At 50.2% G+C, this 23596-nt stretch carries 20 protein-coding genes; 5 read left to right on the forward strand and 15 right to left on the reverse strand.

The features are described 5' to 3' along the window. Positions 1–30: 30 nt before the first annotated feature. The gene (gene rluF, locus ACSQ8P_RS34165) at positions 31–744 is read right to left on the reverse strand and encodes a 23S rRNA pseudouridine(2604) synthase RluF (RefSeq protein ID WP_436239198.1); all 714 of its coding nucleotides are present in this window, start codon (positions 742–744) and stop codon (positions 31–33) included. A gap of 220 nt (positions 745–964) precedes the next feature. Between rluF and ACSQ8P_RS34170 the strand changes: the two genes are divergently transcribed. Continuing rightward, positions 965–1279, forward strand: coding sequence for a hypothetical protein (locus ACSQ8P_RS34170; RefSeq protein ID WP_436239199.1), 315 nt, complete (start codon positions 965–967; stop codon positions 1277–1279). A 120-nt stretch (positions 1280–1399) separates the two neighbouring features. After that, complete coding sequence (locus tag ACSQ8P_RS34175) at positions 1400–2020, forward strand: NAD(P)-dependent oxidoreductase (RefSeq protein ID WP_436239671.1); 621 nt, start codon at positions 1400–1402, stop codon at positions 2018–2020. Between the two features lie 328 nt (positions 2021–2348). Here ACSQ8P_RS34175 and ACSQ8P_RS34180 read toward each other — a convergent pair whose 3' ends face one another. The 3 genes from ACSQ8P_RS34180 to ACSQ8P_RS34190 form a co-directional block, all read right to left on the reverse strand. Further along, positions 2349–2660 carry a hypothetical protein gene (locus tag ACSQ8P_RS34180; RefSeq protein ID WP_436239200.1) on the reverse strand — a complete coding sequence of 104 codons (312 nt, stop codon included), beginning with the start codon at positions 2658–2660 and terminating at the stop codon, positions 2349–2351. Positions 2661–2783: 123 nt separating this feature from the next. Next, the gene (locus ACSQ8P_RS34185) at positions 2784–4874 is read right to left on the reverse strand and encodes an ABC transporter ATP-binding protein (RefSeq protein WP_436239201.1); all 2091 of its coding nucleotides are present in this window, start codon (positions 4872–4874) and stop codon (positions 2784–2786) included. A gap of 60 nt (positions 4875–4934) precedes the next feature. Further along, positions 4935–6686, reverse strand: coding sequence for an ABC transporter ATP-binding protein (locus ACSQ8P_RS34190; RefSeq protein WP_436239202.1), 1752 nt, complete (start codon positions 6684–6686; stop codon positions 4935–4937). Between the two features lie 553 nt (positions 6687–7239). Here ACSQ8P_RS34190 and ACSQ8P_RS34195 point away from each other — a divergent pair. Further along, entirely contained in the window at positions 7240–7413 is a 174-nt protein-coding gene (locus ACSQ8P_RS34195) for a hypothetical protein (protein WP_310500091.1), read from the forward strand. Between the two features lie 42 nt (positions 7414–7455). Here ACSQ8P_RS34195 and ACSQ8P_RS34200 read toward each other — a convergent pair whose 3' ends face one another. The 6 genes from ACSQ8P_RS34200 to ACSQ8P_RS34225 all read right to left on the reverse strand — a co-directional run bounded on the left by ACSQ8P_RS34200 (position 7456) and on the right by ACSQ8P_RS34225 (position 13026). After that, positions 7456–9657 carry a histidine kinase dimerization/phospho-acceptor domain-containing protein gene (locus ACSQ8P_RS34200; RefSeq protein ID WP_436239203.1) on the reverse strand — a complete coding sequence of 734 codons (2202 nt, stop codon included), beginning with the start codon at positions 9655–9657 and terminating at the stop codon, positions 7456–7458. Beyond that, a complete protein-coding gene (locus ACSQ8P_RS34205) occupies positions 9635–10339 on the reverse strand; it encodes a response regulator transcription factor (protein ID WP_436239204.1) in 705 nt (234 codons plus the stop codon). Before ACSQ8P_RS34205 ends, ACSQ8P_RS34200 begins: the two co-directional genes overlap by 23 nt. Before the next feature lie 265 nt (positions 10340–10604). Further along, positions 10605–10859, reverse strand: a complete 255-nt coding sequence (locus ACSQ8P_RS34210) for a hypothetical protein (RefSeq protein ID WP_436239205.1) — start codon at positions 10857–10859, stop codon at positions 10605–10607. A 260-nt stretch (positions 10860–11119) separates the two neighbouring features. Then, the gene (locus ACSQ8P_RS34215) at positions 11120–11650 is read right to left on the reverse strand and encodes a DUF2231 domain-containing protein (protein ID WP_436239206.1); all 531 of its coding nucleotides are present in this window, start codon (positions 11648–11650) and stop codon (positions 11120–11122) included. 117 nt (positions 11651–11767) lie between these two features. Then, entirely contained in the window at positions 11768–12607 is an 840-nt protein-coding gene (locus ACSQ8P_RS34220) for a M56 family metallopeptidase (RefSeq protein WP_436239207.1), read from the reverse strand. 2 nt (positions 12608–12609) lie between these two features. Further along, entirely contained in the window at positions 12610–13026 is a 417-nt protein-coding gene (locus ACSQ8P_RS34225) for a BlaI/MecI/CopY family transcriptional regulator (protein ID WP_436239208.1), read from the reverse strand. A 164-nt stretch (positions 13027–13190) separates the two neighbouring features. Between ACSQ8P_RS34225 and ACSQ8P_RS34230 the strand changes: the two genes are divergently transcribed. Further along, positions 13191–14009: a pirin family protein gene (locus ACSQ8P_RS34230; RefSeq protein ID WP_436239209.1), complete on the forward strand. Its 819-nt coding sequence runs from the start codon at positions 13191–13193 to the stop codon at positions 14007–14009. Between the two features lie 522 nt (positions 14010–14531). After that, positions 14532–15410: a (2Fe-2S)-binding protein gene (locus ACSQ8P_RS34235; RefSeq protein ID WP_436239210.1), complete on the forward strand. Its 879-nt coding sequence runs from the start codon at positions 14532–14534 to the stop codon at positions 15408–15410. A gap of 165 nt (positions 15411–15575) precedes the next feature. Here the strand turns inward: ACSQ8P_RS34235 and ACSQ8P_RS34240 are convergent, their stop codons facing one another. The 5 genes from ACSQ8P_RS34240 to ACSQ8P_RS34260 form a co-directional block, all read right to left on the reverse strand. Then, complete coding sequence (locus ACSQ8P_RS34240) at positions 15576–18101, reverse strand: trypsin-like peptidase domain-containing protein (protein ID WP_436239211.1); 2526 nt, start codon at positions 18099–18101, stop codon at positions 15576–15578. A gap of 95 nt (positions 18102–18196) precedes the next feature. Beyond that, positions 18197–19006 carry a formate dehydrogenase accessory sulfurtransferase FdhD gene (fdhD, locus tag ACSQ8P_RS34245; protein ID WP_436239212.1) on the reverse strand — a complete coding sequence of 270 codons (810 nt, stop codon included), beginning with the start codon at positions 19004–19006 and terminating at the stop codon, positions 18197–18199. A gap of 3 nt (positions 19007–19009) precedes the next feature. Continuing rightward, entirely contained in the window at positions 19010–21367 is a 2358-nt protein-coding gene (locus tag ACSQ8P_RS34250; protein ID WP_436239213.1) for an FdhF/YdeP family oxidoreductase, read from the reverse strand. Positions 21368–21763: 396 nt separating this feature from the next. Next, the gene (locus ACSQ8P_RS34255; protein ID WP_436239214.1) at positions 21764–22132 is read right to left on the reverse strand and encodes a DUF2294 domain-containing protein; all 369 of its coding nucleotides are present in this window, start codon (positions 22130–22132) and stop codon (positions 21764–21766) included. Positions 22133–22610: 478 nt separating this feature from the next. Then, on the reverse strand, positions 22611–23444 hold the full coding sequence (locus ACSQ8P_RS34260; protein ID WP_436239215.1) for a DUF72 domain-containing protein: 834 nt from the start codon (positions 23442–23444) through the stop codon (positions 22611–22613). Positions 23445–23596 lie beyond the last annotated feature (152 nt).

Genomic DNA, 23596 nt, shown 5'->3' on the forward strand with positions numbered 1-23596 from the left:
TCCAAGCCTGTTCAAGTGATTCATTTTCAGTTACGGATTCGTCCCCGACTTCTCCTGGCTAAGCATGTGCATCAAATCCTTTAATTCACCTTGCGTCAAATCCCGCCATTTCCCAACTTTCAAAGCTCCCAAATGAATATGCATGATGCGAACACGCTGCAGGCGCACTACACGATATCCGAATGCTTCGCACATCCTACGAATTTGCCGATTCAGACCCTGTGTGAGAATGATACGAAATACACGTTCATTGACTTGAATGATTTCACAAGGCTTCGTCATTGTGCCCAGAATACGTACCCCACTCGCCATTCCCCGCAAAAACATCTGTGTAATCGGCCGATTCACCGTTACGATATATTCTTTATCGTGATTGTTCTCCGCACGGAGAATCTGATTCACAATATCCCCGTTATTCGTCAGTAAGATAAGCCCTTCTGAGTCTTTGTCCAATCTGCCGATGGGAAAAATCCGCTCCGAATGCCCCACGAAATCCACGATATTCCCGCGAATATGCGCTTCCGTTGTTGAGGTAATGCCCACTGGCTTGTTAAGCGCGATGTATACGTGCTCTTTTTTCTCTCCAATTGCCCGCCCGTCGACCTTCACTTCATCTCCTGGACCTACAACGCTGCCGAGCCCCGCAATTTCACCATTGATCGTTACACGCCTAGCTTCGACCCATTTGTCAGCCTCACGTCTGGAGCACACGCCGGTTTCACTAATAAACTTATTAATTCTCATGCCCCTGAAATTCCCTTCTGTCCCGTCTTCATTTGAATTCAATACCTTCTATTATGCTGGATTCGAGGCGACGGTTCAAGTCGCTACTGCAACCAGCTTCAAGGGTACACAGATGCGGAGGGTCCCTTTCTTTCAAAAAATGATATGAATCGACTGGTAGATTCATCCACGCAGAATCTCACAATCTAGCATCTATTAGATATAGAAGGAGGGATGACCAATGAGCGCAAAAAAAGCTAGAATCGTTAAAGCTGTATCCACACCTCAAAAAGCGAATCGCAAAACAGACTTGGGCAACGGGTTCCAACGTTTCTTTTTCAATCGTACGATCTCACCGAACACCTTTTTCACCTTCACATTTAGAGGAGGTGCTTACAAACCCGTAAGTGGCGGATTTTTCATTTCAAATCAAAACTCCTTACCCGCTTACGCAACAAGCTTCTACAACCAAAGCGACACCGTCTACGTTATCACCGTGTACAACCCAACTCTATTCACACGTGCGATTTCATTTACATTCGTAGCTAAGCTGTAGTCGTATACTTCCAAAAAAACAAAACGACCCCCTACACTTGCAATGGTGGACGGGGTTTTCTACTTCTTGTGCGTTGTTTGGTATACTAAAGAACAGATTACATACCGAAGGAGTACAATGATGCACTTACTACTATTAGGAGCAACTGGCCGTGTGGGACAGCGAGTTCTGGCTCAAGCTCTACAGGATGGTCATGAGGTAACCGCAATCGTGCGGAGTATGGATAAGATATCACTGCGTTCCGACCGGCTCACCTTGCTGCAAGGTAATGCTTGCTCCGCAGGGGATCTTGCCGGTGCCATGACCGGCGTGGACGTGGTCGTGAGCTGCCTTGGCACCGATGGCGGAACGGTGCTGACCGAGGCGACGCCCCTAATCATCGGGGCGATGAAGGCTGCCGGCGTAAGCCGCGTGGTCACCGTCGGCACGGCCGGCATCTTGCAGAGCCGGGAGCATCCGGGTCTGCTGCGCTTTGAAGCGCCGGACACGCGGCGCTCCTCGACCCGTGCGGCTGAGGAGCACCGCCAGGCGTGGGCGCTGCTCGCTGAGTCGGGCCTACGTTGGACGGTTGTGTGTCCAACGTATTTGCCCGACGGCGAGGCGCAGGGTCAGTTCCGCGCGGAGCGCGATTTCTTGCCGGACGGCGGCACGTCCATCTCCGTCGGCGACACCGCGGCGTTCACTTACCGCGTCGCCGTGGAGGACGCGTATGTCGGCTGCCGCGTGGGGTTGGCGTATTAGCTGGAGGGGCGAATAGCGCCAGCCTGCCCCCCTCACCGTATAACGGACACAGATGACGTTAATCGGCTATTTAGCTGGATTCCGATGTTCTATCGGACAGCAAGGCCGTTATTCTCCTGTTTGGGGATCCATATGACCTCCAAAACAGTAAATAGCGGCGCTGGTGTCCGTTGTACGAGGAAACTGTCTCCTCTTTTTGAAATAACGTCTCTCGTGTCCGTTACAATTACACAGGTCGTAGGAGGGCGCTGAAGTAGGCGATCAATGGTCAGGTCATATAAAAAAAACGGATGCGCGCCACTTCGGCGCCATCCGTTTTTCATTACTTCTAGTAGTTGTTTCTTCTTTTGGACAACTCTCTCATATTCAAACCCGACACGACGATTCCGCCAAAGCGGAATACATAACCAAGCAAAGGAATGAGACTTAGGAAGGCCAATGCGATGTTGATGATGGTTTTCAGCGTAGTTCCATTGCCCGTAAGGATGGCAAACACCAAATTCACGAAGACCAATGGAATGACCCAAGCGCATGACCATGCATACACAAATGGGATTAAACCAAGTAAATATCCTACTGCAATAGCTATTTCGGATAATAGCTGCAGCAGGTTAAGCAGACGAATCGTATCTGAGCGCATAAATTCTCCTCCACTTCCCTCAAGCATCAATTTGCTTTATTGTAGCATATTGGAAAGTCAGCGTCGTTAGCCTTTTGTCGAGATTCGTCTACGACTCGCGACCGAGTCCTTACGCCTAAACGCCTACAAGCGGCTCGGCTCGCCGCTCTCCACAGCGGCGGCAATTTCCGGATGTCCAGCCTGCAGCTGGTACATCTGGTAGTAGCGCCCGAGGAGCCCCATGAGCTCCTCATGTGTGCCACGCTCGACGATCTCGCCGTGGTCGAGCACAAGAATCAAGTCGGCGCTGCGAATCGTCGACAGCCTATGAGCAATGATGAAGGTGGTCCGCCCCTTCGCAAGCACTTCGAGCGCGGCCTGAATGATGGCCTCGGTCTCCGTGTCGATGGAGGCAGTCGCCTCATCGAGGATCAAGATCGCCGGGTCGAACGCTAGCGCCCGGGCAAAAGAAATCAGCTGCCGCTGCCCAGCAGACAGCGTGCTGCCCTTCTCGATGACAGGCTCATCGAGGCCATGCGGCAGCGCCCCAAGCATATCCGCTGCGCCAACCTCGCGCAGCGCCGCCTCCACCCTTTCCCGGGTGATGGACGGATCGTCCAAGGAGACATTGGACGCAATCGTCCCCGTGAACAGGAACGGATCCTGCAGCACGATGCCCATGTGCTGCCGAAGCTGCTGCTTCGATAGCTCGCGAATATCGCGGCCATCCACCGTGATGCGGCCCTCGCTGACCTCGTAGAAGCGGAATAACAGATTCAAGATCGAGCTTTTACCCGATCCGGTGTGCCCCACCAGCGCAACCGTCTGTCCTTGCCCCGCGGAGAAGGAGATGTCTTTCAGTACATCCTCCCCTTCTTTGTAGGCGAAGCGAACGTGCTCGAAGCTCACGTGGCCTTTGTAACGGTCTGCTTTTTCAGCGACAACGTCAATGCCCTGTTCATCCAGCAGCTCAAATACCCGATCAGCCGACACGAGCGCTCGCTCCAAATTCGGCAGTTGATTCACAATACCTACCATCGGATGGAACATCCGGTTGAGGTAATCGACGAAGGCGTACAGCACGCCAACCGTAATCACCGCATTGAGCGAACTCCCGCCCACATACCAGATCAAGCCGAAGAAGAACAAGTTCCGTACCACGTTCATCAAGTTATGAGAGGTTAAGGAGTTCAAGCTGAGCAGCTTATTTTGATAGTGTGTATACTCTTCATTCAAAACCTCAAATTCCTCGGTTGTTTCCTTTTGCCTACGAAAAGCTCGAATGATCGTCATCCCTTGAATCGCCTCATTGATCATCCCGTTGATCGCACTAATCCGTTCGCGAATTTCATGATTAATCGTCGACGCATACTTGCGGTAAACAATGATCCACACAATCAGCAGCGGAATGACCGGCAGTGTGAAGAGAGCCAGACGAACATCGAGAATAAAGATGGCCGCGATAATGCCAAGAATATAGATGGTACCTGTAAAAAAGTTCGCCAACACCTGCACATACAGATCTCGGACCGACTCCGTGTCGTTCGTGATGCGTGAAACGATTTTACCTGCAGGCTGATTATCAAAATAATTGATCGGCAGTCGCTGGATTTGAGCGAACACATCCCTGCGCATGCGCTGAATGATGCGATTCGCTGCCGCTTGCAGCAAGTATCTCTGCCCGTAGGTAAAGCCTGCTCCCACGAAAATCAAGATCACATAGAATCCCGCCAGCTTCATTAACTCTGCAAATTGCGGTTGATAAAAGTTATACAACTCCTGCACACTCAGCCTCTGAACGGCATACTCTGCCTGCTCCGTGCCTTGTGTAACCAGCAGCTTGCCGTCATCCGTTAGCTTGCGAACGCCATCCCAAGGGAGGGCTTGATCCAGCCACACGAACTTGCCCCCTACCTGTAGGATACGAACCTCTTTGCCCTTCGGCTCGCCCTCTGCGAAGTTATCACTCCGCTTATAAAACGTCTGCTCAAAAGCAACAGCTTTGTCGCTCTTCGTCGCCGACTGCGTCTCAAACCATGGCTTCTCGATGCCGAGAATGTGGGTGTCGATCATGTGCTTCGCTATGAAAGGTCCCGCCAGCTCAGTCGCGACAGCCAAGGATAAGAATACTAAGGCGATGAGTAAAGTTTGCTTGAATTTGGCCGCGTATTGGAACAACCGTTTCCCGGTTTGTTTCGTTGATTTTGTTTGTTTCGTTTGTTGCGTTTGTGTCATCAGGAGTCTCACCTACTTTTCTTTTGTTTCGTATAGCTAGGGCTCAATCTGTCCCAGTATCTATTCCATTCCAACCGTCTGCTCTTCGAGCTGTTGACGGTCATATTGCTCTTTATACCAGCCGTCTAGCGCAAGAAGCTGCTCGTGCGTGCCTTCTTCGATGATATAGCCCTCATCGAGCACGACAATCCAATCGGCATGCTGCACGGCGGATAGTCTGTGCGTCGTGATGAGGGTTGTTTTGCCAGCGCGCTCGGAGCGAATGCCGCGAATGATCTCGGCTTCGGTCTTCGCGTCCACCGCAGAGAGCGCGTCGTCGAGCAGCAGAATCTCCGGGTCGACGTACAACGCCCGTGCGATGGAGACGCGCTGCTTCTGACCGCCGGATAAGGCGACGCCTTTTTCCCCAACGAGTGTCTGCAGACCTTCCGGCAGGAACTCGACGTCCTTGCGGAAAGCTGCGAGGTCAAGCGCGCGATGTAATTCTGCTTCGGTGCCTTGCCCCTTGCCGAACATGATGTTTTCGCGGACGCTTTTAGAGAACAGAATCGGCTCCTGCGGCACATATCCGATCCAACCATGCAGCGTATCGATCGCGATCTGCTCAATTGGTGTATCCGTGATCGTGATCGCGCCTTGACCGACAGGATACTCGCGAAGCAGCTGCTTCAGCAGCGTTGTTTTGCCGCTGCCTGTTCGACCGACGATTCCGAGCGTCTGCCCTCGCTCTAAGCGAAACGTCATACCAACTAAATTATCAATGGATGAGGACGGGTAACGAAAGGTTACTTTTTCAAAATGGATAGAATCCGGCTTCAGCTGCGTCGCAGCATTCGGCACTTCTTTGACATCTGGCTTGTAGCCGAGTGTCTCGTTAACACGATCTAAGGATGCATTCCCGCGCTGCATGATGTTCATCAGCTCACCAATCGCAAACATCGGCCAGATCAGCATGCCTAAGAAGGTATTGAAGGACACTAGCTCTCCGAGCGTCAGCTCACTGTGGAACACGAGATAGCCTCCGTAACAAAGTCCGATCAGGTAGGAAATACCGACCAGAATTTTGACCGTTGGTTCAAAAAGAGCGTCAATAACCGCTACGGCGATATTTTTACGATAGACGTCGTCCGTCATCGTCTCAAAATTGTGCTCACTCGCCTTCTCCTGCACGAATGCCCGGATCACCCGAACGCCTGCGATGGTTTCCAGGACGCGGTCATTCATTTGACCGAAAGCATCCTGTGCGAGGATGAATCTTTCGTGGATACGACTCCCGAAAATCGTAATCGCAACGGCCATAATCGGCAGCGGCAAAATGGATGCAAGCGTCAGCTTCCAGCTAATGAAGAAGCCCATCATGCTAAGGATTGTTAACATGAACAGCGTCGAATCGACGAATGTCAAAATCCCAAAGCCTGCGGTTGTCGATACCGACTGCAGATCGTTCGTCGCTCTAGCCATCAGATCGCCGGTACGGTTGCGCTCATAAAAGGTAGGCGTCATCCGCAGCAACTGCCGCATGAATCGGGAGCGCAGCACCCGTTCAAGTACGAAGGCGCCGCCGAACAGCTGGTATAGCCAAATGTAAGACAGCCCATAGCTCACGATGATGAGCGCGCCCCAAAAAGCGAGTAATTGTGCCAATTTGGCTCCCGATAAGGTCCCCATGTGTATCCCATCAATCGCATAACCAATCAGCTTCGGCGGCATGACATCAATAATTCCCACGATGATCAGCAATCCGATGGCGAGGCTGTAACGTTTCCAATTCATTTTGAAAAACCAAGCTAATTTCTTTAATACCGTAAACATGTGTGATTTCACTCCTCTCAAATGGCGCATAGACACCTAAAGACGCAAAAAGACATACCGCGCGCAGCGATATGCCTTCTATGAACAGAAAAGCGCTCGTTACGAACTTCTCGTAACCCGCGCTTCACAACTTAACGTAACTTAACGTATGGGAAGGGGTGCTAACAGCCGAACTTGCGTATGCAGTCGCTCGGGCTAACCAGCGGGTTACCATCTATGAAATTAGGTTGGACGTGTGTCCACTTATGATGTGTGTTGACTACAATAACCATGATATCCATAGTGAATCCCCCTTTTGCGTTGTATGAGTCGGGCACGTTAGGTGCCTGTTAACTTTTCCAAAAGATGTCTATTTGATCCTTACAGGGTGATCTTACCATCCCTCTTCTGAACGTGTCAATCGGAGAAAAAGATTAAAACGCAACTATCCCAGTCCGACATTTCCGATGTCCATACTCGTGATGAGAAGGCTTTCAAATGTCACACATGTTTCAAATTCTTCGGGCATATGGATAGATTAGGAGTTCATCGCGCCTCAAAGGAGTGAATGCACATGGTCGATCAAGTGTTTGCATTGATGGGATGGATTGTGGGATTCGGAGCGATCATAGGCGGTGTTATTGCGGCTACAGCAAGGTTTGTCTCGAAGGACTCAACAGCGTATGACATGGTTTTTTTGTGGGACAACCGGTATACGTTGGAGGAGTTGGAGCTTGAGCTAAAATAAAAAAAACGAACGCCGTCCATAACGGACGGCGTTCTTATTTAGCTAAAGCAATTCCTGCTGCGCAGCCAGCACATCGCGTTTCTCAAATTCGGCAATAACCTTGAATTGATCGCCATCAATGTCAATCGTGAGTGTGCCGCCTTGCAGCTCAACGATGCTCTTGGCGATGGCGAGGCCGAGGCCGGAGCCTTCGGTTCCGCGAGACTGATCGCCGCGTTTGAAGCGTTCGAACAGCTCCTCTACGTCATAATTGAGCTCGTGGAGCGAAATATTTTGAATGATAAAGGTGACGCGCTCTCTATCTTCCGTCAACGTTACGTAAACACGCGTTCCTGGCAAGGCGTATTTCAAAGCGTTGCCGATGAGATTCTCGAAGACGCGCCACGTTTTTTTGCCATCGAGCAGCGCATACATATGCGGGCTTTGCACGTTCACTCGGAAAGTCAGTGTGGACGCCTCGATTTTGTCACTGAACTCCGCTAAGGCCTGTGTCAGCAAGGCGGAGACGTCGACTTTTTCCCAATGAAGCTCTGTTGCTCCGCTTGCCATCTTCGACGCCTCGAAGAGATCTTCGATAAGGACTTTAAGTCGCTGCGTTTTCCGATCGAGTACCTCGAGATAGTGGGTGGATTGGTCAGCGGACAACCCTTCCTTTTTAAGCAAATCCACATAATTGATTATGGAGGTTAACGGTGTTTTCAAATCGTGTGAAACATTCGTGATCAGCTCTGTTTTAAGACGATCACTGACGCGTTGTTTCTCGAGCGAAAGTTGCAGGCCGTACTTCAAATTGTTAATGTTCATCGCCATCCGGGACAGTTGGCCTTTCCCTTTGGCAGGGAGGGTCACATCAAAGTTGCCTTGCGACATTTGTTCCACGCCTTTGATAATGGCACGAAGCTGCTTGATCTTCCGCATCATATAAGGCAGTACCACGAGCAGGAATATGATGTACCAGACGAACGTAAAGACGATAACAGCCTCTTCTCCGCTAGAAGCAACTACACACACGGGCAAGAAGCCCATGATCCCGATGATCGCCATAAAGACTAGCAGCTTGAACAGCAAGCCTCTTTGCTCCAGCGTATCTTTCACGGTTTGCCAGAATGATGCGGTTAAGCTATTTCTCCATTCCATGGCGAGATTGTCCGGATGTTTCAGCAGTGCGACTGCACCGCGAAACCCGCTGCACACAATGACAAGTAAAGCGGATGCGATAAGGACGATCATTATTTGATATAAGCTTATATAGGTCGGGGACCAGTAATATAGCTCAGCATCGAAGAGGATACCGAACAGTGCAGCAGCCGCAATAAAAGTTGTCCAAGCCCGAACATCAAGCGGGAAACGTTCCCTTACCACCGTTTGGATATCGATCAGCGATATGTTATCTACCCGATATTTTCTTGCCAAGTAGGTTAGCGCGATGGTTAGAACCACAAGTACTGCGAGCAAGTAAACGGTTGCTGTCGCTTGCTGCTTCATGGACTGGTATGAGAGATAATCCGCCTGAATAATGCCCGAGCCTTGCGATGGTTTTAAGATGTAGTACGTAGCATTGACCTGATCATAATTCATTGGGTAAGATATTCTGTTCGGTTCATCCAGTTTGGGTAATGTCAGTGTATACATGAACGCTTGCTGATCCCGCAATTTTTGCAGCGCTTCAGGCGCGATGTTACTATAGGTTTCGCCCGTTTTCAAGTTTTTCACGACGTAGTAAAGTGATTTGAGACGGTTATCCAAATTCGTCTTGGCTGTCATGAATTGCTTTTGCTTAGCCGTAATTGCCACTTTAAGCTTTTGTTCAAAAGCGGCCTCTTTCTCCTTATTCAACTCCGCAATTTTCGTATCTCTTTCAGCTTCCAGTCGATCTACCTCTGCATTGTCATTACGATTTCGAGCATTATCTATACGCGATCCGTACTTCTCCTGCAAATTGTTGAAGCGATCCTGTATCGTTCGTTCTGCGTCACGCTTCACATTATAATAGTCATTATTGCCTAGCTGCTCTTCTGGCGTTTTCTCACTAAAATGCGAAGCCTCCAGATGATACAACTGAATGTTCTCATAGACGGAATTCATTTCCCTCGCGAATGCCCCGCTTTTGAAATAAGCGTCTTCACCGAAGTAAACGCTGTTCTTATAGACATTCGTTGCCGCGAATAAAGTCAGTGTCCACATGATGAAAACACCGAATAGCAGCACCAGTGAGAGTGATTTACTTCTCCATTTTATAGCCAACACCCCACACCACCTTTAAATATTTCGGATCTTTCGGATTGATTTCGATTTTCTCGCGAATTCTGCGCACATGCACTGCGACGGTATTCTCGGCATTAAAGGCGGGATCTTTCCACACCTTTTCATAAATGTCATCGATGGAAAAAACACGTCCCTTATTCACCATTAACAGCTCCAATATTTTGAATTCTGTTGGCGTCATACGCACTTCCTCACCATCGACTGTGACTTCTTTGGTGACTTGATTGAGCACGAGGCCGCGGACACTTAATTCCTCGTTTGCCGTCTTCTCCATCGAACCAATGGGTCCTAGCGTTGTATAGCGCCTTAACTGCGACTTCACTCTGGCGATCAGCTCCAGCGGATTGAATGGCTTCGTTAAATAATCGTCAGCGCCCACATTCAAGCCCATAATTTTGTCCATATCCTCTGTTTTGGCGGAAAGCATCAGAATCGGGACATTGCAGCTCTCTCTAATCTTGAATGTCGCCTGAATCCCGTCCATCTTCGGCATCATAATATCGAGTATGACCAGATGGATTTCCTTTTCCTCCAGTACACGCAGTGCTTCTAGGCCGTTGTTCGCTTTGCTGACTTCCATCCCTTCGCCTTTCAAATAAATCTCAATCGCTTCCTGAATGTCGATATCGTCATCGACGACAAGCACTTGGTATTTCGTCACGTCCACGCACCCTTTTTCTTCATCTCACTTCAACCCACCGTACTAGCCTAATGATAATAGACACTATTTACAAAATAGTTACCATAATTCTTACGAAATTATGAAGACAAGTCTGACACAAACTGTTCGTCTTTTTAGTGTAGCACGGAAGTGCCCGTTTCATCATGAGGTCTGTACGACTTCACATGCAAAAAAGCCGTTTCCAGCGTAGTTGTGAACTACGGGGATACGGCCTTTCTTCATGCATTTCATTTGCCAAATGCGTTTATTCCAAATTCGCCAACCTTGCCTTATCTTCATCCAAGGATTCCATCGCTTGCTGTACCGCGGGGCTGTCTGATTGAAGAGACGCCTGCGCTACGGCATTTTCGGCCTTGGAAATAGCATTTTGAGCTTCTTCCGTCGTTTGAGCTGTAGGGTGAGATAGGGCATGGTTTACGGCCTGGTGAACGTTATCGACGGAATTTTGTGCGGATGAGATGGGATTCTGCGATTGTAAGCTTGAGTCTACCTTTGTCATATTGTGGTCATTGCCTCCTTAAAAGGATATGTAGTACCTCTGCTAGGATTAGGTATATGAGGCAATTTTATTCGTAAGCTTACCCGCTATCCCATGGTAATGCCCTAGAAATAAGCACACGAAAGGTGTCTATTCTTTCACTCATCAACGTATTAGTTGAACGAGCTCGTTGGGTGTGCTCTCTGACTAACATGCAGCCAGCAAAAAAAGGGATATCCAGCAGCTGTTCAGCGCGGACATCCCTTTTACTATTCATATTATTATTTGGCTGGTGCAGGTGACGCTTGACCACCCGGTTGCTGCTGCTGTCCTTGCCCCTGTTGCCCCTGGCCTCCCTGACCACCAGGTCCTCCTTGCATGCCAGGTCCACCCTGCATCATGCCCGGACCTCCTTGCATGTCGCGATGAACCATTTTGCCACCAAGATGCCCTGTGTAGCTAACGAGAAGTACCGCGACAAGAGAAGCAACGAGAAAGATTGGGTTGCGGCCTAGCTCGAGCTTTTTCCAAACAAGCAAGCCTACGCGTACTACTGCTAGTACAATAGCAAGGATCATCGTTAGCTGCGCGTAAAATTCATGCGGGCCAACCAGCGCGTTACGTGATTCCGGCCCTGTCAGAACACTGGCAATCGCGCCGAGTGCCCCAACGACAAGACAAAGCATACCTGCTGAGTGCCATTCCTTCTTTTTAAAAATAAGGGCCGCCACATCAAAAACAAAGCTGAAAATTAATAGTGCAATTGGAACGTGTGTAAATATGAAATGTAGATTTTTCGTTATGTAGTCCATGTTATTCTCTCCTTTATATACCGGAAAATAGATTACACTACAAATTGTAGTGTTAAATAGAGGGGTTGTCAATTGTTTTCAGACAAGCCTCATCTGGGCATGCGAAAAAGGGCTTATTTAGATAAGCCCCATGACTAATATAAAGATAAGTGCAGAAATCCCCAACCGAATAAGCGGCCAGCGCAGGGCAACTTCCCTCTCGGGGTCCAAAATATGCTGAATACGCACATTCATCGAAGTCTCCGCAAAGGAAGCGTGTGAGAGTGGAAACCGCGGTTTCGAGGTTTGTTTGAGCATTTTTAGCAGCGCACTGCCTAGGTCTGTCGCTTGCTCCATCCGCTCGATGGCATACTTATCCGCGCGGAGCTCGATCATCATCGGATATTTGTGCGCAATCCATTCAAAAATAGGGATATACCGCATCGACTTCGAGATTAGCGCCAACAGGAATATCGCCGCAGGATCCCGGTGCTGTACATGGCATTTCTCATGCTCAATCACTGCACGAAGTTCGTTAGGCTCCAGCATGTCCATAAGTCCCGTCGAGACGAGTATACGCGGCTTCCATAACCCGATGGTCATGGCAAGTGGTGCTTTGTAGCGGACGATTTGGAGTTGCTGTACGTTTAACGAGAAACTCTCTGCATAGGCTGCGGAAAGAGCCACGTCATGATATCTTTTCACGAGTTTATTCGCCTTGACCACATCATAGCTGTGCTTGACGATTAACCAAACCATCGTCCCCATCGTGTAGAGGATCAATAGGTTGACTAAGGTCATAGGCACGTGCCCTGGCAGATGCAGATAGTGAAGGAGAATCATACACAAATCAAATAGATTGCGAGAGGGTCGTAAGTGTAACATATGCCCTAGGAGGAAGGCCACCATTTGCCATATGATCGAGCCTCCTATCACCAGCGCAGCCGCGTACAGCCATTTGAATCGCGATTCCTTCATCGTTATCGATCCCTTTTCAGAAGTAGAATATGCTGCTCCAACTGGTCAAGCAACTCCGGATCCACTTTATCGAGCGCATCAACCATATGGGTAACTGCCATCGAGCCAAATTGTTCAATGAGGTCGTACGTCAGTTCTTTGGATTGCGTGTCCATGAACTCTTCAATCGGTACAACAGGCTTATAGTGAAACGACCTTGCCACAGAACGCTTTTGTAAAATCTTTTTGTCCACGAGGCGGTTCATCACCGTCATCACGGTATTGAAATTAATCGCTTTGTCTTCGTCCAGCTTCTGTTGGACGTCTTTGATGGTCATTTCCGAGGGGCTGGTCCAGAGAATCTCCATAATTTTGGACTCTAGCGGACCGAAAAAGCGGTTAAGTCCGCTTTCCTTTAATTTAAAGTTTTGCATTTTCACGTTAGGCCACACTCCTTACACTATAAATTGTAGTGTGATCATAGTGCGGAAGTCAAGATGCACCGTGTTGCTTGAGGAAATACTTTTGACATAAAGGGTAAAAGACGATATAATACTTACATAAAGTTAGTTGTTTATTATTATATAGTGAAGGGGTTGTTTTCATGCGTATTCATATATATTCGGCTAGTGAACAAGGCGTTGGTGCATTTGATGGAGGCAAATTCGTCGAACAACGGGCCATCAGCTTCCCCGGCGAAAAGACAGCGGTAGATCGTGTCGGACCTTTATTCTACTGGGCATGGGGCAAAGCATCCGATGTATCGGAAATCGGCATGCACCCACACAAGGCGTTCGAAATCGTCACGTACGTGATCGACGGACTCGTCGAGCACCGCGATTCCCTCGGATCCTTGGAAACCGTGACGAACGGCGGCGCACAAGTGATTCAAGCGGGTTCTGGTGTTTATCACTCCGAAGCCTTCCGCAGAGCGGGCAGCGAGGCGATGCAGATTTGGTTCGAGCCGCATTTGAGCGAGACTGTGAAGAAGCCAGCTACCTATCATCAATACGAGCATGAGCTATTCCCCGTTAGCCAAGCTGCTGGTACAACCGTGAAAAAAGTGATCGGCGGAGATGCTCCTATCCAGTTGGATACGGATGTGCGGATGTATGACTGGGAGCTGGGGCCTGGCGCGGCGTTTAGCTATGATTTGGCGCTGGGACGCAGGCTAGCCCTCCTCGTGATTCGCGGGGAAGGCGCGGGGAGCGTTGCCGCGGTGGGGCGTGGGCTGGATCGAGAACAAGGGCAAGAGCAAGGGCAAGAGCAAGAACGGAAGAACCTGTCCCACAAGGATTTTGTGGTAGCGCAAGCGGTGGGTGAAGGCGAAGCTCTTCACCTGTTGGCGGGCAGCGAGCAAGGCCTGCGGATCATTGCCATCGACGTACCGGAAGATCCAGGCTATGCCCTGTATCGGAAGTAAGCCCTTTTCACAACACCACCCCGTCCACATGGATGGGGTGGTGTTGTGTTATTTAGGATCTTCACTTCTCAGCAAACATCCGCTTTCCTCCCCCCCAACAATTACTTCATATCACCAACTCCAACACTATCTACAGCAATTACTTCATTTCTCTAACGCCAACACCATATCTCCGGCATTTACTTCATTTCTCTAACACCAACACCAGCTCCAACAGTTACTTCATCCCACCCACACTAACACCATCTCCAGCTAGCCAGTCCCCCCACTTAAATAACTGGATTTCCTCCATCTATTCTGAGCTTTTCCGCCTCTTTTGTAGGAATAAATGGAAAACATACAGCTAATATCACACATACCTGCCCGAAAAACCCAAAATTCGAGAAATTAGCTGGATCTTTTCCATCTAACCTCGCAGTTCTGTGATATCGTCCCAAAATACATGGGCTTTTTCCATGTATTTTTAGGACCACCTTCCTTTTTTGGAAGAAACCAAATTGACACTCTCGTCGCGCATCTCGTATGATCAAAGGAATTATTATGATAACGATAATCATTCTTATACATTGGAGCGTGCTGACGATGCCCATCGAAACAAACGTCGATTTTTCGCTAGTTGAAATGTACTTTCATATTTCACCTAAAGGAATGGAAGAACCCCTCCTGCACATTCCTGCACGGCAGCTCCTAGATGGACCCGTGATGCTGGATGTCCTGCAACAAGGGCAAACGTTGCTCCGCGGCAAAGGGTTGGACATCTCTGCTTCGTACTTGGGACTCACGCTTTTTAATCTGGTGGCTACGATTCACTTGTTTCTTGCTCAGTACAATCAATGGTTGGATTTGGAGTTAGATCATCTCGCGCTTGAAGTTGAGAATCATGGCGACCATGCGCACGTCGGATATAAGATTGTCAACGTACAATGGAAGGAAGTTCCGACAGAAGATCGCGACCTATTCATTGAGTTGGAGATGCGTAAGTTGTTCTCAACCCTCATCGGTCCTGTCATCACGGTCATCGCAGAGCAAGCGAAAGTGAATCAGGCTATGATCTGGAATCAATTTGCTGCGCGCATGACATTCGTACGTGACTATGTTTTGGAAAATGACCCGCGTCCCCACGTCCGCGAACAGTTCTCTGCTGATTATGAGGTGTTAACGAAACAGTTGACGGCAGATGTTTTTGGTCGCAAGGTACATCCGTTCGTCCATGAGCCGAAGTACATAGATAGCCCTTATCAAGAAGGCAAAAAAATTCTGATGCGCTCCTCCTGTTGCATGTACTACCGCCGTGAAGAAGGAACAAAATGCTTCAATTGCCCGATCCTCAAAGAGTCGCAGCGTGAGGAAATGTTCATTGAGATCAAAAGCAAGCAGGCCAGATCAGCTACGGCTGGATAAGAGGACCTTATACTCAAAGCCCCTGAGGAATTTTCCTCAGGGGCTTTAGCTTGTTTAGCAAGTTGGAAGGACGTTCGGTTGGGTTGGGGGTGATACTGGTGAGGCGGACGGCGCTGTTCAAAAAAAGCAGCGGATTCCCGCTGCTTTTTCATCACCCTTGAAAGCCTACTTCCCGCCTGCTCCGTTCACAAAGGTGAACGAAGTAAACGCCTTGTTCAGCCGCGCGACATTCGCATCGGTGCTGACCGCAGCATCAATACGAAGCGTCACCATATATGTGACTTGTTTGCGATTAAATACATATACCGTTTCGGCATACGGAATGTGCGCTTTCGAATAGCTCACCGTGTACTTCTTCGCCTTAACATCACCGAAAAGCGTAACGTCTTCTGACGAGTACGTGTAGTCACTATCATTAGTGTGACTTTCCTTGTGCTCCTCTTCGGCATCCTTTAAGACCTCGGTGTAGGCCTTCTTGCTGTCTGCCTCTACACGCAAGTAACCACCTGTAAAGGTAAAGGACTTCGTCGCCTGATCGTTACCATCGTAGGAGCGATTCGTTGTCCAATTTTCCGGGATACGCACGGTATAGTTGAACTTCTCGTTCTTGTACAGCGATGTACGATCCGGATCGGCAAGCTCATCTAAATCCTGTATGAAGCCAAGCTCCCCATCCATCGTTTCTTTATCCACGGAGATTGACGCCACCACGTTATCCCAGATCTTCTCCAGCTCAGCACCTTGATCATCTTGCGGATAGGTCATTTGCACTTCATATTTGTACTTGTCTTTGATGAAGAATAGGGAACTTCCTGCAAACCACTCGTCTCCTAAGGAACTCGCAAAATCTACCTGCCATGCTGGCACACCGTCTACGGTCACCTCTACTGGCTTGTCTACACGACGATAATCCGCCCTGTATTGGGCTTCAAACTCATCAATCTCCCGGCCAACCCAATCCGACAGGGTATCGCCTGAAGACGCCGAGGTTACATAAACATGGAGCGTTTGCGAATAGTCCTCATTGTAAAAGGAATTGCTTCCACGATGATCCTGCTCCCAATCCGCAGGCAAATCAATCGATAACCCATACTCACTCGTGTATGTCACATCATCGGAATTAAACACGGAAATATCCTTCAGAGAGTTATCCGCCGTATTAAAAGCAAGCTTAAAGCTATCTAACAGATCATTATAGCTGTTTTGTTTGGAACGATTCGTGTATTGTTCCTTGGTTACATAGAGCTTCACCGTATACAAACGACCACCGTGCAGGTAGCCTCGCGTCTGGATATAGCCATCTTCACCTGATCGGCTCACGATTTTGGCATAGGGGCTTTCTGCCCGCTTCACATATTGACGCTCAAGAATCGTTGCGCTATCCCCATAACCCGAATATTCACTGCTATCCTCACCTGCGATTTTGTTCAAAAGAGCTGCTGATGACAGCTCATCACTTTGGTCGCTATCTACATGAATAGAAAGCGCGAATTCGCCCTTCGCATCAACGAAACTTACCGAATCACCGTCGTCTGATTGTTGTCTTTTGACAAGACCCGCCGGGTACTTCATGGACCAGCTGAAATGGCTGTCGCCAATCTTCGTTTTGCCGCTGTCCGCGTCCAAGGAACTCCCGTCATCAGTATCCTCCGTTAACGTCGCTTCTGCACTACGGTGCTCGCCTAGCTTCACAGTTTTGGTCAGCGTCGCGCCTCCCGATTGGAGCTTAATATCCACGGATTGGCCTGGCAAATACTTTTTAATCGCCTCGTTGTAATCCACGAGTGTTTTGACCGAGTTAGGGCCAACAGAGACTAAAATTTCATCTTGTTCAATTCCCGCCTCTGCCGCCGGTGAATCCGCGTCCACGTAGGTCACTCGGAGCCCCGTCGAGCTCGGCAAACCAACAACGGCTTCCCAGCTCTCTTCTAATTCCAGCCCTGTATAAGCGCGCTTCACTTTGCCATACTGTTCAAAATGCTTCAAAACATATTTCACCGTATCTACAGGAATAGCGAATCCGAGATTTTCCACGCCAATATCAGCGTATTTCATCGTATTAATCCCAATGACTTCGCCTTTCATATTGATCAAAGCGCCCCCACTGTTGCCTGGGTTAATAGCTGCATCTGTTTGAATCAGTTGATACTGCGAGCTCACCGAGCGATCTAGACCACTGACAATACCGACTGTTACCGAGTTGCGTAAAGCGAACGAAATTGGCGTACCAATCGCAGCTACCGTTTCACCAACTTTGATGTCCGAGGAGGATGCGAAGGTGGCCGGTTGGAGGCCTGAGGCATCGATTTTGACAAGTGCCAGATCGCTCTCCTCATCAATATTCGAAGCATGCCCGCGATAGGTTGTCCCCTCGGAGGTCACAACGACGATATTTTTCATATTTTTCACCACATGAGCATTCGTAACAATCACACCGTTAGAGGCCACAATGACACCCGTCCCGTGTGCAAGGTTAAAACGATTTTTCTCTAATGACTTGTCCATCTCCGAGGATGGTTTTCCTATAATGGCGACAACGGAAGGCGAGGCTTTCTCGATAACCTGCGGAATCTCTGCGTTAATTTCAGCGGCATAAACATGCGAAGTCATCGGCTGTGCAAACGTCACAAGTACGAAAGCTGCGACCAGCGAAATGCTCCCTTTTTTCATCCAAATTTTCCAATTCCCCATTATGTCGTTCCTCTCTTAACAAAAGTTGGCAATAGCTAGAATCTAGCACAATTCTGGTAGAGAGACAATATAAATATTTCCACAAAAAGGTAACTTTATCGACATTCTGCAATGCGTTCGGGATGCGTGTACACGGTTAAATGGTCCTTCCGAATGAAGCCAACCACTGTAATGCCAAGATCCTGAGCGAGTCGGAGAGCTAGATCGGTTGGTGCTGATTTCGACAAAAGGAGGCCGACGCCGATTTTCGATGTCTTTAAAACAACCTCGGAAGAGACTCTTCCGCTGAAAGCGAGGACCTTATTCCGAACCGAAATCCGCTCCCGAAGGATATGTCCGTATATTTTATCAAGCGCGTTATGTCTGCCGATATCTGCTCGTGTAACCAGGAGATCACTGAGCGTGCACAAAGCTGCGTTATGCAATCCACCCGTAAGTCGAAACTCCGCAGATTGCTCCTGCAGTTCGTTCATCAGATGAAAGCATTGCGGAATGGTCAGACGGAGCTTCGTTGTCACCGTTTTGGCTGTGCGCATATCATTGTGAAAATAAAATTGACGGCTTTTCCCGCAGCAGGACCCGATGAATCGCTTGGACACCATCTGACGGCTCAGCTGATGAAGATGGCGCAGCTTCACATGGGCGAAGCCGCGATCCTCCTCGAGGGATAGAGATTCAATCTGATCTACAAAACGGATCATCCCTTCGGAAGCCAGAAAACCCGTGACCAAATCCACCGTGTCGCTTGGTGTATAGACGAGTGTGGCAAACTCTTCACCATCGAGTAGAATCGTCAGAGGCGCTTCGATGGCAATCGTATCCTCCGCAGGAAGCACCTCCGAGCCGTTATAGCGGTGAATCGACCAAGTTGTGGTCGCAGGCGATGGAAACTCTACATCATCCACGGCTCATCCCTCCATTTCGGTTTCCAGCTCTAAAATGCGCTTCTCTACATAACGCGTATCTTTGTGGGCGTGATATGTTTCTGCCTTTTCAACGATGACAGCCGTGTTATACTCTGGAATGCCGGCAAACGGCTCATACACCCCTTTGGGGATTAGGCTGTTGCCCTCGGGCCAGTGTACTTCGATGTTGCCCTGCTTAACATCTGCCTGCTTCACTCTGCCATGCATGCTGCCGAAACCATTGTAGACCACGATTGCTTCCCCTTCGTTTAAGGCGAGTCCCTTCGCATCTTCTTTATGAATGAGCACGTCATAGCGCTCCGCTTCATTGAACGGATCGACGTCACTGTAGATCATCGAATTGAACTGCTTGCCGCGGCGCGTCGTCACCGCGAAGTGCCCCTCCGGCTTCCGCAGCTCCGGAAGCTCGATCGGCAGCAGCCGGCCGCGGCCATCCGGCGTCGGACAGACGCCGTCTTCGCACAGCCACGCGCCGCCTGACTGAAACACATCCCCGCGCTCCCGCAGGTGCTGGATGCCGTCGTAGCTCGGCGCGGCCTGCGCGATCTCCGCGCGGATCGCTTCCGCGGAGCCGCAGCCAAGCAGCGCTGCGGCTTCGGGTTTCACCCGGCGGGCGAGATCGACGTAAATGTCCCACTCCGCACGGGCTTCTCCGATGCGGGGACCGGCGATCTCGGGCGAGAAGTACACCATCCGCTCCGTCGAGGTGGATGTGCCTCCCCCAGGCTGCTCATAGCGCGTCATCGCGGGCAGCACCACTACGGCCTCCCGCGCGTCGAGCAGCGTGGAGGTGTTGAGGATGATGTCCTGGTGGACACGGACATCCACTGATTCTAGCGCTGTGCGGACGAATTCCGGGTCCGGCATCGTCTCGAGGAAGTTGCCTCCGGATGTGTAAAACAACCGGAGCTTCCGCTCCTGCTCCTCAGGCAAGAGCGTATTCTCGAGGGTGACACCGACGATGTCACCCTGCCAGCTCGGCAGCTCGAAGCCCCAGAGCTGCTCGATGCGTTTGCGGTCGGCGGCGCTGCTGATCTCGCCGCCCGGCAAGGAGAAGGGATCGGCGCCCATCTCGCCGGAGCCCTGCACACCGCTGTGGCCGCGGATGGGCATCAGCCCGCAGTGCTCGCGGCCGAGAAAACCCCGCAGGAGGGCGAGATTCGCCACCTGCGAGATGTTGTCCGTGCCGAAGCGGTGCTGTGTGAGCCCCATGCTCCACACGAATACCGCGCTAGCGGCACGCGCTAGGATTGCTGCGAGCTCGCTGATGCGCTCGCGGGTGAGACCGGACGACTGCGTGAGCGTCGTCCAATCCTGCTGCGCCACGTGGGCGCGCAGCTCCTCTATGCCGTTCGTGTGCGCAGCCACGAACGCATGGTCAACAGCGGAGCCGGGCTCGCGCGCCTCCATCTCGAACCACACCTTCATGATGCCATTCATGAAGGCAATATCTCCGCCGATGTTCACTTGGTACACATCGTCGGCCAGCTTGGTGCCGAATAACGCAGATTCGGCAATCGAAGGAATCCAGTACTGCTCCATCGACGGCTCGTAGTACGGGTTAATGACAATGATCTTCGTCCCTTTACGTTTGGCCGCATACATATACTTTGTCGAGACCGGTTGATTGTTCGCGGCCACGCTCCCCCAGAACACAAGGACGTCCGTGCCGATCCAGTCCTTGTAATTGCACGTCGATGCGCCCACGCCTACGGAGCGCTTCAGTGCCGTCTTCGACGGTGAGTGGCAGATGCGCGAAGCGTTGTCGATGTTGTTCGTGCCGAGCAATCTCGCTACCTTCGCTGCCACATAGTACGACTCGTTCGTAATCCCTCTCGCCGTTAAGTAGAACGCCATCTGCTTCGGGTTCAACCCGCGCATCTTCGACGCAATCGTCTCCAGTGCTTCGTCCCAGGTAGCGCGGCTGAAACGTCGCTCACCTTTCCTACGGATAAGCGGATACGGAATACGCCCGAGCTGGCGAAGCTCGGTGGAGCTCAAGCGGCTGAGCTCGTCGATGTCCGCATGGAGCAGCTCCTCTCGGATGGCAGGCATCGTATTCAGCCGCAGGACGTTCAGCCGGGTCGTGCAGATATGCGGCCCTGCCAGCGTCTGATCGTAAAGCCCTGACACACCTAGCGCGCAGCCGTCGCACACTCCTTGTGTCAGAATCCTCACCGCATAGGGCAGATTATCTCGATTTTGCCACGCAATTTTAGCCGTCTCTCGAATATGCTTCGGCTTAACTTTACCGAGACCGAACGGTATCTTACTGACCCATAGTTTAGGATCTGGCTTAGCAGGCAGCTTGATCGGCCCTGTGTGCTTCGTTTTCCCCAAATTGAACGCCTCCCATTGCGTGTATGTATTTAATTGGTTTATATTTGTTTGTCTTGTTTGTTCCACCCATATCTCCCCAATCGCACCACCCGTCCCCCCAAATAAATGCGAATGTGCAACCTTTTATTCTCTCATTCGCATGTTTGTGAGAAATGCGTGCGATTCTGCAACTATTTCTGCCATATCCGACGTTTGCAGCGTATTTCTCGCCAAAAGGTTGCCTATTCACAACAATTCCTACTCAGCTCCTTAGAAGCAAAAAACCACCGCAAAACAACCCCAAGCCCCTCTTTACGAGAAGAGTCTCGAGTTGTTTCACAGTGGTTAGTCTCCGGCAGGTTCGCTACCAAGTGCCAAGCACCTTACTTATGTATATGTAGATGTACGAGCGGTTAGTTATCCGTGTCTTGTACCGAACTTCTTTTCCAAATCCTCATCAAAGACGAATACCGACATCCCCACATCCTGAGCAATATCGATATCAACGAACAGCTGAATGAACTTCGCGCCGAGCAGCGCTTCCATCTCTACAGGGGGATGATCCTTATAGATTTCTTTGACCATTTCTGTGCGTGCCGTGCGGAGCATTTGCCTGCCATCGCCGGTCTTCGCCATAAACTTTTCTACTGGAGAAAGGTTTCCTGCCATTTCGCAGATCGCCCAGCTTTTGCAGAAGGTCGTCGTCACGCGTTCTGGCCCTTTGCCCATATGCTTCTTACGATAAGCTTTTACCAGGTTACTGAATTCGGCCTCCATGCGATTCATTGGTCAGCCACCTTTTACATGATCTGTCCCCATCATAGCAAGAAAGCGTTTGCCTGACAACCTTCCTCACAAGCTCCACTACTGGTCACCTGTGACGCTTTTGACACGCTCCTGCCACGCCACGTCCTCATACGGAACGGCGTCCCTCTATTTCAGCAATAACAGCCCTTCGGGCTAAGTTGCGGAACGTGGAGGCGCTAATTCCGCATCTCCTACAAATTCATCATTTTATCGCAATAGCGGAACCTCGTTCTGTTAGCTCTATTCATCATCTTCCCACTTACGAGAGTAAGCCTTCTTCGTTATCCAAATCGTTAGCCCAATCACGATGATAATCGCGATCACACTTCCAATAACTGCACCAACCACCTATCACACACCCCTTTTGTCTGCTCATACAACCCATTTTATCAAAAGTCGTCTAGCCAGACAGCATTGACTTCGACAATTCAGCGACAGAACGTAACTTTGTAACCCTTCAGAACAAATCCAACTGCCTCGGTGCAAGCCCCTCGTAGTCCAGACCCAACATGCTCATCAGCGTTTTCGCATTCCCTGCTGCATGTCCACCTGAGTTGTTGTTGAAAATGATGCACACCTCCCGCGTCTGCTCCTGCAAGCGGAGCAACCTCACCTTCCACTCCAACAATTCCTGCGGATTGTAGTCGTACAGATACCTCACATCGCGCCAGTTGGCTTCGTTCGTCTGCACCCATCCCCCGGTATTCCGTCCGTGGAAGCGAACCATCGTCATGTCCGGATGCGTCGCCTCCAAGACGATCGGAACGGATCCAATTCCTGCTTGCGGCTCATCGCAGATGCTATGCATCCAGCCCTCGCGCTTCATGAAGGCCAGCGTTTTGTCACGCATGTCCTCCGTGAACCAGCTCTGGTGGCGGAACTCCAGCGCTAGAGGCACATCGCCCATTCTCGCCTTCGCCTCCCGAATCACATCCACACTCGCCTTGTTGCACGCAAACCAAGGTGGATACTGGAACAGTACAGCCTTTAGCTTCCCCGCTTCCTGAACGGGGCGAATCGACTGCAAGAACGCCTCGTACATCTGGTCAGCCCCACCGGCAAAAGGATTTTCTCCCCGCAGGTGGCCAGTCATCCCTTGGTAGGCCTTAATAATAAACCCAAAATTTTCGGGAGTCTCTTGTACCCATTTCGCATAATTACGTTCAGGCTGAACGGCGTAGAATGAGGTATCTACCTCCACTATCGGAAAATGGGCACCATATGTCATGAGCTTCCCTTTGCTCCCGCCCAAGTCATGGTCACCCCAACCCGCCAAACCGATATTGATCACTATCATCACCCCGAGATAAAACGTTATGTCTATTGTACCAAATGACTTTTTCTTTACAACTCCCAATGAGGCAGGTATAGTTACTTTATATATGGATTGACCCGGAGGAGCCTGCCAACAGCGGGCTCTTTTTGTCTTTTTCAGGGAACTGC

It is taken from the genome of Paenibacillus sp. LjRoot153 (genome assembly GCF_964253085.1).
GTDB lineage: Bacteria > Bacillota > Bacilli > Paenibacillales > NBRC-103111 > Paenibacillus_E.